General features: G+C 41.7%; 9 protein-coding genes. 7 read left to right on the forward strand and 2 right to left on the reverse strand.

Annotated features, from left to right (window positions below; translation table 11 throughout):
* Positions 1–235 precede the first annotated feature (235 nt).
* The 6 genes from CWD77_RS13395 to CWD77_RS13420 all read left to right on the forward strand — a co-directional run bounded on the left by CWD77_RS13395 (position 236) and on the right by CWD77_RS13420 (position 4,630).
* On the forward strand, positions 236–1,675 hold the full coding sequence (locus CWD77_RS13395; protein ID WP_101074094.1) for a sodium:solute symporter family protein: 1,440 nt from the start codon (positions 236–238) through the stop codon (positions 1,673–1,675).
* Between the two features lie 72 nt (positions 1,676–1,747).
* The gene (locus CWD77_RS13400; RefSeq protein WP_101074115.1) at positions 1,748–2,203 is read left to right on the forward strand and encodes a GNAT family N-acetyltransferase; all 456 of its coding nucleotides are present in this window, start codon (positions 1,748–1,750) and stop codon (positions 2,201–2,203) included.
* A gap of 59 nt (positions 2,204–2,262) precedes the next feature.
* Complete coding sequence (locus CWD77_RS13405; RefSeq protein ID WP_101074095.1) at positions 2,263–3,336, forward strand: alanine racemase; 1,074 nt, start codon at positions 2,263–2,265, stop codon at positions 3,334–3,336.
* Positions 3,337–3,536: 200 nt separating this feature from the next.
* A complete protein-coding gene (locus CWD77_RS13410) occupies positions 3,537–3,725 on the forward strand; it encodes a hypothetical protein (protein WP_101074096.1) in 189 nt (62 codons plus the stop codon).
* Positions 3,722–4,027: a type II toxin-antitoxin system RelE/ParE family toxin gene (locus CWD77_RS13415; protein ID WP_101074097.1), complete on the forward strand. Its 306-nt coding sequence runs from the start codon at positions 3,722–3,724 to the stop codon at positions 4,025–4,027. Before CWD77_RS13410 ends, CWD77_RS13415 begins: the two co-directional genes overlap by 4 nt.
* A 12-nt stretch (positions 4,028–4,039) precedes the next feature.
* Complete coding sequence (locus tag CWD77_RS13420) at positions 4,040–4,630, forward strand: peptidoglycan DD-metalloendopeptidase family protein (protein ID WP_101074098.1); 591 nt, start codon at positions 4,040–4,042, stop codon at positions 4,628–4,630.
* Positions 4,631–4,687: 57 nt separating this feature from the next.
* Here the strand turns inward: CWD77_RS13420 and CWD77_RS13425 are convergent, their stop codons facing one another.
* Both CWD77_RS13425 and CWD77_RS13430 read right to left on the reverse strand, forming a co-directional pair.
* Entirely contained in the window at positions 4,688–5,407 is a 720-nt protein-coding gene (locus CWD77_RS13425; protein ID WP_101074099.1) for an SIMPL domain-containing protein, read from the reverse strand.
* A gap of 147 nt (positions 5,408–5,554) precedes the next feature.
* Positions 5,555–11,620: a PAS domain S-box protein gene (locus CWD77_RS13430; protein WP_101074100.1), complete on the reverse strand. Its 6,066-nt coding sequence runs from the start codon at positions 11,618–11,620 to the stop codon at positions 5,555–5,557.
* Positions 11,621–12,171: 551 nt separating this feature from the next.
* Between CWD77_RS13430 and CWD77_RS13435 the strand changes: the two genes are divergently transcribed.
* Positions 12,172–13,302 (forward strand): amidohydrolase, encoded by a 1,131-nt coding sequence (locus CWD77_RS13435; protein ID WP_101074101.1) that lies wholly within the window; start codon positions 12,172–12,174, stop codon positions 13,300–13,302.
* Positions 13,303–13,618: the final 316 nt, after the last annotated feature.

A 13,618-nucleotide genomic window follows, 5' to 3' on the forward strand; every position in this document is an offset into this window, starting at 1 on the left:
CACAGCCAATTAATACCGCGGACGGGGCATTATATTTGTAACAGAATGTAGCACGTTACTTCTGACACTGCCCCGGCGGGGCAGTACACTGAATTCCGGATCCAAATTTGAAGCTCATCGTCATAGCCCTTACCTTATGGCGTATTAGAAAACAGAAGGGCAATTTTTCAATCTGACTTTAAATTATCTGTCATGAGTGAGTACACCGATCAACAGCCAATCGTAACGGTGTTCCATGCATCCCGTTGATCTTACCATATTTATACTCTACATCGTTGGTCTGCTCGCATTTGGATATTTCTTTTTTACGAGGAATAAAAGCGGCGATGATTATTATGTAGGCGGACGAAATATGAAGAGCTACCACGTGGGGCTCTCTGTGGTGGCCACAGATGTGGGAGGAGGTTTTTCCATTGGTTTAGGAGGACTCGGTTTTGTGATGGGCCTATCCGGTTCCTGGATGCTGTTTACCGGCCTGATCGGCGCCTGGCTTGCAGCCGTGTTCTTGATTCCAAAAGTAAAACAGAATCGAGCTTTTGATAACGCATACACATTTCCCCAGGTATTTGAACACTACTACTCACCGAATGTGGCATTTGTAGCTGCAATTATATCAGCAATTGGATATGCAGGATTTACCAGTTCACAAATGCTGGCTGGCGCCAAACTTGCAAGTGGAACATTTGCTGACCTGGATCAAACCATGGCTCTTTACATTATGGGCACGGTTGCCGTTGCCTATACTGTACTGGGCGGATTGAAAGCGGTCATTTACACCGATACAATCCAGTGGGCTCTTTTGATGATTGGGCTGATATTCGTTGGGATTCCCTTTGCCTATATAGAAATTGGCGGTTTGGAGGCGATCCGTGCCACTGTTGATCCGGAGATGTTGTCACTTACCAATGTTAGCTGGCAGCAGCTTGTTTATTGGGCAGTCACCATCATCCCAATCTGGTTTGTTGGAATGACTCTCTATCAGCGGATATATGCTTGCCACGACGAAAAAACAGCAAAACGTGCCTGGTATCTCGCCGGTGTGTTCGAATGGCCAATTATGGCATTTTTAGGTGTTCTGCTTGGACTTTTCGCAAAAGTTGGAGCCGATCAGGGGATGTTTGAATATTTGGGTGCAGCCGACATATCAGATACGGATCCGGAAACGGGCCTGCCCATGTTATTAAGAACTGTGCTACCGGTAGGGTTTTTAGGTGTGATGATGGCCGCATATTTTTCGGCAATTCTCTCCACTGCGGATAGCTGCTTGATGGCTTCCTCAGGAAATGTAGTTACGGATATTATTGGCCGATTTACCCCTTTTGATCCCAACAGTTCTAAGTTTGTGAAACTTTCTCAGGTAGTTACACTTATTATCGGTGCACTGGCGCTATTGCTGGCAGGAACAATGACCAACGTACTCGATTTAATGCTTGACTCCTATGCCTTTATGGTGTCGGGACTTTTTGTACCTGTAATTGGAGCGCTCTATTGGTCGAAAAGTACACCGACCGGCGCCATGACTGCGATGCTTGTGGGAGGTTTTACAACCATCGGTTTACGATATTCAGGAGTAGAACTGCCGTATGATTTAGACCCGAACGTATTTGGAATTTCAGCTTCGGCAATTTCATTCATTGCTGTGAGCCTGATGACGAATGAAAATAAAAATGATTAATTTTCAAATTGGATGTTGAATTGGATAAAATCTAATTCAACATTCCGAATTCATCATTCAAAATTTTATAAAATGAACATTGAATATACCATCATAAAAAACGATAAAGACAGTGAACCCCGGTTTTCGAGGGATCAGATTGCAGACTTTCTTTATGATCATCTGGATCAGTATGGAGATGAAAGAGAGGCTATTCTGAAATGTATCGCCTATGCTTACGGAGACAAACAAGGTCAGGGCGGTTTTATCCTTGTTGCCCACGATAAAGATGAGATTTTGGGTGTCGTTATCATCAATAATACCAACATGGGCGGTTATATACCCGAGCATATTTTGGTGTATATTGCAGTTCATGAAAAAACCAGGGGACAGGGTGTTGGAAAATCCTTAATGAAGCGAATAATCGAAGAGACTGAGGGCGATATTGCTCTTCATGTTGAGCCCGAGAATCCTGCAAAATTTCTCTATGAGAAGTTTGGATTCACCAATAAATATCTTGAGATGAGACTAAAAAAGAGTGATCAATAGTTAAGTAAGATTTGTTGTAAAAGACGTACTGTTGACATTGAATTTTTGTGAACTGATTTATGGCATACGTAAAATTATATCGAAGTGAGCTGAAGCACAATTTTGAGTTTCTAGACTCACTATTCAAAAAAAATGGCGTCAAGTGGGGCATAACAACCAAACTTCTCTGCGGGAATCGGGCTTTTCTGGAAGAGGTGATTAACCTGGGAATTGGGGAGGTGCACGACTCCAGAATCAGCAACCTTCGTAGGATTAAGGAGATCAATTCCAATACGATGACCATCTACATCAAACCGCCACCCAAGGATATCATTCCAGATGTGGTGAAGTATGCAGATGTGAGTCTGAACACTGAACTCTCAACTCTTTATGAGCTTTCTGAAGAAGCAGAAAGGCAGAATAAAACTCATAAAGTAATCATCATGATCGAGATGGGAGACCTTCGTGAAGGGGTGATGCGGGAGGATCTCATTAATTTTTATGAAAAAGTGTTTAAGCTCCCCGGAATTTCAGTGATCGGTCTGGGTACAAATCTGAACTGCATGCACGGTGTAATGCCTGATGGTGATAAATTGATTCAGCTGGCACTTTACAAACAGATTATTGAATTACGGTTTAAAAAGGATATTCCACTGGTATCGGGCGGAACAACGGTTACCATTCCTCTTTTGATGAGAGATCAGCTGCCTGATGGCATTAACCACTTCAGGATTGGAGAGGCACTCTTTTTTGGAAAAGATCTATTCACTGACGGAGTTATCGAGGGTATGAGCGATCAGGTGATGGAGCTCTACACTCAGGTGATTGAAATTTCAGAGAAACCCGTAGTCCCATCCGGCGAGCTGGGAGTGAATCCTCAGGGGAAAAAGATTGAAGTATCTCAGGATGATTTTGGAAAAACTTCATACAGAGCCATTATTGATATCGGTGTACTTGATATACAACCCGACTATCTGATTCCGGTGAATGAAAATATAAGAATACTGGATGCCAGCTCAGACATGCTTATTCTGGATGTGGGAACCAATCCGGAAGGGTACAAGGTGGGAGATGAAATTCGGTTTAAGCTCAAATATATGGGGGCTCTCGGTCTGATGAGCTCAGACTATATCGAAAAAAGAGTTGCGGATTGAGATTTATGTTTTTTTGTGTATTTCAGCGAGAAATGAAGTAAAATGGATTTTTTAAAATGCGGAGAAACTCCAAAATCCCTGTCTGATATTTTATTTTGTGTAATAGCTTTATTTTAAAATTCGTTGTTTATTTAAGACAATGTCTAAAATAGACGTGAATTTCTATCTAATCATCATTTTAAAGTGTTAAAAATAGAATTATGGATCTACCTCAATTAAAAAAGGAGATGGCGAACTTACTTGATGGTTTACCGGATGATGCAGATTGGAATGATGTGATGTACAGCATTTATGTTCGCCAATCTATAGAAGATGGCTTAGAGGATTCAATGAAGGGTAATGTTGTTGATCACTCTGTTATTAAAGAAAAATTTCTTGAAAAAAAATGAGGGTTTTCTGGACTGAAAAATCAGAAGATCAACTTGATAAAATTTATGCTTACATAGCGTTGGATTCTCCATTTTATGCTAGGCAGACACTAAGGAAGATTATATCACAGGCAGAAAAAGCTGCTGTATCACCACTGTCGGGAAGAATTGTACCTGAAATGAATCAGGAAGAAATACGTGAGGTTTTTCATCATCCTTATAGAATTATCTACTATTTAAACTTTTCGAAAGAAAGAATTGAAGTTTTAAGCGTGCTTCATCAAGCCCGAGATTTTAATAGAAACTCACCATTAGAAGATTAGTCTTAGTATTTGATGACTAAAACAAAAATTAAACCGGTGATGAACCTGCCGGATGAATATGAAGTATTTGATTTTTCAAACGGATATGATCCCGAGGTAATGACCCGGTTTGTACAAAGTGGCGGTTGGGGAGTTGGCGGTTACAGCGAGAAGCGACAGAACATGTACCTGGCACCTCAATACGAAAATCGCCGAAATATTCATATGGGCATTGATGTTTGGGCAGCGGCCGGAGAACCGGTTTTTGCTCCGATTTCCGGTGAGGTTGCCTACCTTGCAAATCATGAACAGCAGGGGAATTATGGAGGAACGCTGGTTCTAAAGCATACCCTGAAGGGGAAAATATATTTTGCACTGTACGGCCATCTGTCGCCTGAAAGCATCTCACATCTAAAACCGGGACTAAAGGTAGAAGCCGGAGAAAAAGTTGGCGAACTTGGAGCCGAAGAGGAGAATGGAAACTGGCCTCCGCATCTGCATTATCAGATCAGTATTGAAGATCCCGGTGAGGCGGATATGCCGGGAGTCGTTTCGGATGAAGAACTCGAAGAGGCATTGAAACACTATCCCGATCCGCGAATTCTATTGGGTGAAATTTACTAACCCTTCAGACCTGACAGGTTTTGAAAACCTGTCAGGTCTTTTTAAAATCCACCAAACTCAATCCGACAGGTAGTATACAATCGTAGAAACAACCCGTACTTTTTTAATGTGTGGATTATTGTTGTCTCTGTCCATGATACTGAACTGCCCTTGAGAGGCCGTTTTAATCTTACCTAACCGGCTGTTGGAATCCTCGGCAAACTTTTCGGCGACCTGACGTGCTTCGTTCGTCGCTTGTTCGATCATTCGAGGCTTTATTTCATTCAATCGGTTAAAGATATATTCAGGGCGGATTTCATACTCATTCCCGCTGAGTGTAACACCCTGTTTTCCCAGATCAACCAATCCACTCATGATCTCTCGAACTTGTTCTACATTTTCTGAGTAGATTGTGGCCGTTTGAGATGCAATATACCGATATTGAAAATTTTCGTTGCCACCGTAAAGCTGTGCGGATCGATCAGTCAATAGCGGTGTTGAGAATGAGATTTCATCTTCTTCAATTCCGCTATCCGTCAAAAAGCTACGCACTTTATCAGCACTGTTTTCCAATGCCTGATAAGTTCCATCCAAACTGTTCCCTGCTTCTGTAAATTGAATGGGCCAGATTACAATATCTGCCAGGTGCTCCTCTTCGGCCAGACCTTTTACTGTTACGGTTCGCTCAAAACTTTTGAATTCAACAGCAGCATCTTTTAACAGATAACCCAGAGTTGCCAGACCAAGCAAGATGGAAATCCCTAAAACAATGAAACCTAAATCTTTACTATTATTCATTTGATTATTTCGATTTAAAATATTTTTGAGAGTTGCCTTTCAGAGGCTTTATAAAACCGTCAAAAGGAGCCATTCATAATCTATGAATCACAGATCCTTCACTTTGTTCAGGATGATGATATCGACTTAATAAAATGCGTTTAAAATTTAATCAATAAACGCACTTGCTGAACCTTTAATGTCTGTTTTTTTGAAACAGAGTTCGAAAACAGTACCGGTTCCATTCGAATAATATCTGTTTTCTCCCTCCAGTTGTTCCGTTAACAATTCGATCAGCTCGAGTCCCAGGGAGCTGTTTTTCATGGTTTCAAAATCATCGGGTAATCCCACACCGTTGTCAATCACTTGAATCGAAACGATTTCCTCTTCTTCATGCGATTTAAGTTGAATGATTCCCTTCTTCCTTCCTTCAAAACCGTGTTTTAAAATATTTGTAATTACTTCATTCATTAACAACGAGCAGGGTACACTTTGATTGATATTTAACTCAATCGGTTCAATGTCTATCTTCAGCTCAATATCCATATCGGTTTGCAGTGTATCGATAATATTCCGTGTTAAATTCTTCAGGCTATCAGAGAATTGAAGGCGGGTAAAGTCATTCGCCTGATAAAGCTGTTCGTGAATACCGGCCATTGATTTTATCCGGAGCACGCTTTCGAGCAGCTGACGGTTCAATTCTTCACTATCACTGTTCATGGCCTGCATCTGCATCAGGCTGGAAACAATGGCCAGGTTGTTTTTTACCCGGTGGTGGATTTCTGCGAGAAGTGTTTCTTTCTCTTTTAGAGAGTCTTTTAGAATTTTTTCCCGTCTTTTCTCATCAGTTATGTCCCGCCCAATTGTTACCCAATGGGTACAGTTGTTCTGATTATCAAACACGGGTACGCTTGAAAGACTGATCCAGAATTTTTCTCCTGACTTTTTGTAGTTCAAGAGCTCCATTCTTGAGATCTCCTTATTGTTCATCTGCTCCCCTAATAGCGCCAGTTTTTCGCGATCTGTTTCGGGACCATTCAGTATTTCAAGTGTATGACTTTCAACATCCTTTTTGGTGTAACCGGTCAGCTTGGTAAAAGCTTTATTGACAAAGATAATTTCCCGGCCGGGCCCATCGCTCGGTTCTCCTTCCGATATCACAACGGAATCATTACTGTTTGTAATGACGGACTCCAGTAGTTTTAGTCGCTCCTGCTCTTCTACTTCCTGGGTAATATCCTGCATTGCTCCGATTATTCGAATCGGTTCGCCCGACTCATCCTTCATAACAAAAGCTCTGTCGAATATGTATTTATAGCTGCCATCCCGGGATCTAAACCTGTAGTCAAGCTGAAATCTTTCGGTTCGGTCTGTAATCGCTTTTCGGAACATTTGGTTAACGTAAGCACGGTCGTCAGGGTGGATATGATTTCTCCACCAATCGGATATATTTTCAACCTCATCCACGCTAAACCCAAACATGTTGTGGATGTTATTGTTGTACTGCATCGTACCGGTAGACAAATCCATATCCCAGATGGTGTCGCTGGTGGCTTTGGATACAATATCATACCGTTCAAGGCTTTCCCGGAGAGTAATTTCTTTCTCAATTTTATCAGTAACATCTCTCTCAATAGCAATAAAGTGAGTGCAGTTTCCGGATTCATCCAGAATCGGATCGATGTTGACTTCCAGCCAGTAGGGATTACCGGACTTGGTATAGTTTAGTATGATGGAGCTTACTGATTCGTGTTTGTCAATGGCTTTTCGGAATGTGGCAATCGTTTCTTCACTTGAATCAGGTCCTTGTAGAAAATCTCCGGGAATTTTTCCCTCAACTTCACTCAGTGTGTACTCAGTCAGCTCTTCGAAAGCACGGTTCACCCAAGTAATTTTCTCCTCTGCATCTGTAATAATCACAACATCGGTTGTTTTGGAAGCAACAAGGGATAGGTCTTTCAGTTTCTCTTCGCGTTCTTTTTGGCGTGTCACATCCCTTGAATTTACCACATAGCCGTTGATGGCCGGGTTATCTAAAGAATTTGTGATAACGGTTTCGATCCAGCGCCATCTGCCAAATCCGTCGCGAAATCGGAACGGATCGATTTCGAACCGTTGCTGATTCTTTATGGTACCAATAATCTCTGCGATTCGTGGAAGGTCGTCCGGATGGATAAATTCTGAAACGTGTTTTTCAATAAAATGATCTGCCGGAATACCTAAAATGGCTTCTGAGTTTTGAGCAACGTAAGTATAGAAAGCGTTTTCGTCCAGAATCCCGATCAAATCTCCACTGTCCTGAACCAATGACCTGAAGCGTAGTTCGCTTTCATAGATCTCTTGTTCGGCAATAACTTTCTCTGTGATGTCCTGGATACTGCCATATATTCGAATGCATTTATCATCTTTAAACTCGGAGTCGCCTATACATCGCACCCATTTAATATTTCCTTTCGCGGTTTTGAGCTGCAGTTCAAGGTCAAAAGAACTTCCATCCTGCATTGCTTTTTCTATCGCATTATGTATCAGAATCCTACTTTCAGGTTCATAAAATCCCAGTCCGTCCTCAATTGTTGGGGTATGGGAATCATCTACTTCCAGTATATCTTGTGTTGTTCTTGACCAATACAGTGTTTCAACATCTTTACGAAAATCCAGCTCCCAACTCCCAATTATTGCCAATTCACTTGTTTGGTCAAGAAGTTTTTCAAGTTTTTTAGTTTCTGTTACATCCCTTCCAAAAGCAAATACCAGATGATCGTCACCAAAAAGATGAGATGAATTCCAGGATATCCAGCGATATTCACCCGATTTTGTACGCCACCGATTTACCAGGTTTTTGGCAATGTGTTTTCCGGTAAAAGTATCAAATTGCTCATTATTAGTGTTCTCAAGATCCTTAGGATGGATAAAAGAGGTAAACGGTTTGGATGTCAGTTCTTCTTCGGTGTAGCCTGTAATTTCACAAAAAGCGGGATTTACACGAATAAAACGGTCATCGGGAGCTACAACTCCAATAATTTCAGGAGCACTTTGGAACAGAAGAAAGAACTCTTCTTCTTGAATTTTTCGTTGAATCTCTTTTCCAAGTGACTCTGAAAGCCCATCGAACCTGTAGATGTTCTGTTCAAATTCAGACGCCGGTTTATTGCTGCCAAAAAGAAGAACTCCTATAAATTGATCATTACTTAAAAGTGGCAGGCCATAAGCGGAGTGGAGCCCGGCGTTACTTGCCGAATCTGACCGAACAAAATTTGGGTGTTGACCAATATTATCCCAAAGAATCTCTTTATTAGATTTCCATATTTTGCCGGGCAGTCCTTCCCCATATTTAAAGCGTTTTACATCACTGCTGAGCTCGTGAAACTTTGAGCCTTTTCCATTCCGGTTATGAGTTGAACTCAGGACCAGTGATGATTGGTCGGATGTGCTAAGCCAGAATTCTGCGAAATCGTAATTTCCTTCCTGAGCTAACTTACCGAGCAGATCGGGCATGAATTCATTCAGTTTTAAGCCGGATTTGAAGAATTGAGAAACTGTTTGTTTAAGTTCCTCTTGAACCTGTTGCCTTTTAGAATCGGTGATGTCGCGAATAGCCCCAACCATCCGGATGGCTTTTCCGGAATCGTTGCGAATGATATATGCGTTCTCTATCACATATGCATAGGTGCCATTTTTTTTCTTAAAGCGGTATTCGCAGCTCCAGAACGTTTTATCCGATTGGAGAGCTTCATCCAAACTTTTTTGCGCTACAGGGTGGTCTGACGGGTGGACCATTTTGGTATAATCTCCAAGAGGGAATAAATCCTCAGTTATGTCATACCCAAAAAGTTTTTGAAACCCCTCTCCCCAATGCAGGTTATCCGATTCAATATCCCAGTCGTAGATAGCATCGCGCGATGCTTTGGATACATAGTCATATCGTTCCAGACTTCGCTTCAGCTGCTGCTGGTAGTGCTTCCGATCCGTGATATCAGTAAGCGACCCAACGATTGCCACGGTTTTGCCATCTTTTAGCAGGGGAGCTTCATTTACTTCAACCCAAATAAGCTGGCCGTCCGATTTTTCGAGTTGCAGCTCATACGGTGGCTGCACTTTACCGGTTTGAATCGCTTTATCAGTTCGCTCGCTTCCAATTTGATTGTCGGGATGATCGGTTATAAAATCTAACCACCGGCGTTTTGTCTCCTCCGGTTTGTAACCCAGGAAGTGTTCGGATTGTGGGCTTACATAGGTAAGAACACCATCCACACCGTGAGTATAGAACATGTTGGTGCTGTGTTCTACAATATTCCGCAGCTGTTCTTCGGTTGCTTTGAGTTCTTTTTGTGCCTTTTTAAGTTCACGGGCATCCCGCGCTGTGGCATACATTTTCTGATCCGCATCGCTCCATGTGGCAGACCAGACAATAGGGACAATTTCTCCACTTTTGTGAACATAGCGATTCTCAAAGTAGGTAACGTCGTTACCCTGCATAATACTGGCGGCAACTTCTTGGGTATGCTCTTTATCATCCTTATAAATCAGGTCCATATACCGGGTGCCGATCAATTCTTCCGGCTTATATCCCCAAACCTGTTCAGAAGCACTGCTCACAACTTCCAGGCGTCCATCTTCATCAATAATACAAATCACATCAATTGCCTGATCCAGAATATTCTGTAGCTTCAGTCGGTTGCTTCGATCTGCAAGTTCGGCTTTTTTTCTGGATGTTATATCTTGTGTAGTTCCGTAGATGGCTACGCATTCATGATTGGAAAAAATGGGTTTTCCTACAGTTCGTATCCACTTTTCATTCCTTTTAGCGGTAATGATTTTTAACTCTAAATCAAATGTTTTGCCTTCTTCAACGGCATATGCAACAGCCTGTTCAATTTTTTTCTGGCTCTCGCCCTCTTCATAAAAGTTGATGGCACTTTCCAGGTCCGGTTCATAATCCTTTGGGACATCGTGCAGCTCTTTTACATATTTAGACCAGGATAGAGTGTGCTCGATAAGATTTAGCTCCCAGTCACCAATTTTTGCAAGGTTATAGGCATCGATCAGTCGAGCTTCAAGATCTTTTTGGTGGGTTATATCAAGAAGAAATCCACGCATGATATCGGGCTCTCCATTTTTTGAGACAACCGTTACAACATCCCGCATCCAGATATAATTACCATCTGCTTTTCGAAAACGGTATTCAAATTCATGGTTACGTCCCTCATCTGCTTCAAGACGATAATATTCAATAGCATCATCTCGGTCGGCAGGATGAATATTATTCTGCCAAAATCCTTCATTATTTAGCCACTGTTCGGGAGTATAACCCAAAATTTCTTCAACCTGTGGGCTAATGTAGTAAAAGTTGAATGTGTTGGCATCCGCTTCCCAAAAAATACCGTCAATGGATTGAACAAGAGACTGGAACTTCTCGTTAGATTCACGGAGCTTTTTATCGGCTTCAACCTTTTCTGTGATATCCCGGAAATTATCGACAATTCCATTAATCGACGGATCGTGGAGCATATTGGTGATCGTACCTGCCATCCAGCGCCATGATCCGTTTTTATGCCGCATTCGGGCCGGTGTAACAGTAATCGGCATAGCGGGATTGGAAAGGGCAACATCAATCTCATTCATCACTTGAGGAAGATCTTGCGGATGCATTATCTCACCCGGTTTAAAATTCATGGCACTTTCAACACTATATCCAAGAACATTTGATATGTTAGGGGAGATATAGGTTGGATTTCCTTCTTTATCCAGTATAAAGAGTACATCACTTCCATTTTCCACCAATGAACGGAAACGCTTCTCATCTTTTTCGGTTTTCTGTTTATGATTGATTTCTGAAGTGACATCAAGAACCGAGTGTAAAATGCACTCAACATTGCCGTCTAAATCTACGATGGGCGTGTTCTTTATTTTATAGTAGGCCCACTTTTTCTCACCGGTTTTCCGGTTCTTAAATTCATACTTTTGAACTTCTAAATCGTGTGGTTTTCCACTCTCAATTACGGTTTTGAGTGATTTAAGCTGAATTTTTGCGTTTAGGTCATTGGGGTCGTTAAGGTTACCCGGGAAAACATCAAAGAAAGGTTGGCCAATAATTTGCGCATCTGGATCGGAGTAGATCTGGAAAAAGTTTTCATTCACATCAAGAATCCCGAATTGAGGTGCATCCGGCTTAATTAGCAGAGCGGGGATAGGCAAGGCCTCAAAAACAGATTCATAAAAATGGTGTGAATTCATAATATTTCAGGATTGATAGTGTCGATTAAGTGACATCTTATCATGGGTTTATTTAATTAGAAAATCTAAAAAAAGATAAAGGATAAACCTATCTGATTTTAGCTTGAAAATAATAAGTATTGGAGATCCCTCTAGACTAAACCTTTTGATTTAAACGGATAATTATTTGTATTCGAAGATCACTTAATTAAATGGTGATCCAGCCATTTGATTCAAAACGATTATACATTCAGAACGATATTTATAACTCTACCGGATCTCTAAAGGCAAGAATTACAATTATGTAACGGTATGATTGCTAAAGCATTAATTTGTCTGCGACTTTGAAAAACAAGCAATCCAGTATAATAGGTCTCAAGGTTTAACCTTATGAATGATAATGACATTTTTGCATCATTATCATGTTCACTATTTACATTTATGATAGTTTTTCAAGGTTTTCTTATTAATAAGTAGGACGAGTGAAGTGGACTGTTGTTACAAAAAAAGTGAAAGATTGTTCCTCAATACTATTACTGCTATCATCTTGAAGTGTCAATGATTACAAAATTATGTCCATGGATTTAGATTTGTTGAGAAGAGTAAGAAAAGAGTTACACGCAAGTCCGGAGTTGTCTGGTTCTGAAGAAGAGACGGCCAATCGGGTTATTCATCTTTTGAAAGAGCTAAAGCCAGATGAACTGATTACCAACATTGGTGGGGAGGGAATTGTGGCCAGGTTCAATGCAATCGCTGAAGTAAAAAAAACAGTTCTGTTCAGGGCAGAGCTGGATGCCATTGCTGTGAATGAGGAAACTGACTTGAGCTACCGGTCAGGAAAAAACGGGGTGATGCACGGTTGCGGCCACGATGGGCATATGGCAATACTGCTTGGCTTTGCCCGCGAAATCGGGAAAAATCGTCCACGTAAAACGGAGGTATGGATCATGTTTCAACCGGCAGAAGAGACCGGAGAGGGAGCGGAGAGAATGTTGAAGGATCCAAAGTTTGAAAAAGTGAATGCAGATGAAGCATTTGCATTGCATAATCTACCGGGTTTTCCTGTGAACCAGGTAGTTGTAAAAGAGGATGTTTTTGCAGCTGCCTCCACGGGTGTTGAGGTAAAATTTAAGGGGAAGTCCAGCCATGCCGCTTACCCCGAACAGGGTGTGAATCCGGCTTCATATATCGCGGAGCTTATTTTGTTCGCAGATCAGGAGTTTGATGAGTTCAGGAGTTTAAGTTCGATCAATAAAATTGTAACAACGTATACACAACTAGGTGAGAGGGCTTTTGGGATCAGTCCGGGAGAGGGAAATGTTGGTTTTACCATTCGATCTTCATCGGATGAGGAGCTGGAAGGCGCTGTGAATAAACTGAAGAGTAAAGTTCAGCAGCTTCAAAAAACATTTGAGGGTAAAATCAGTGTAGATCTGGTGGAGCCGTTTTCTGCAACGGTGAATCATTCAGAGGGTGTAAAAGCGGTGGTTGATGCTGCCGAAAAATCAGGGCTGGAGTGGCAGAAGGCGGAGGCACCTTTCCCCTGGAGTGAGGATTTTGGGGAGTTCCGGAAGAAGTTCTCGATCACGCTATTTGGTTTGGGTACGGGAGAAGAGCATCCCCCGCTTCATTCCGAGAAGTACGATTTTAATGATGAGTTGATAAGTGCGGGCGTTAAGATGTTTATAAATCTGGTCGAGTAATCCGGATTCCAGACCTGACAGGTTTTCAAAACCTGTCAGGTCTTAAATTAAGATTTGGTTAGGTCTCGAACATGAAAGATCAGACATGCCTGATACCCATCAAGTGTCGTGAGACACGCCAGCGCATCTTAGCCCCACAATTCATTGTAGGGTCTTCAATAATATCCCGGATAAATAAATGCCGTAGACACGGCCCACAGAATGTAGGTTGGATAAAACATCTGGGTTAAGATATCTCTGTGAATCATGCCTACGGCATTCTGTATGGATATTGCTTTCCACATACCACAGGTTGAAACCTGTGGCTAGTGTGTGG

This window comes from Rhodohalobacter barkolensis (assembly GCF_002834295.1).
Lineage (GTDB): Bacteria > Bacteroidota > Rhodothermia > Balneolales > Balneolaceae > Rhodohalobacter > Rhodohalobacter barkolensis.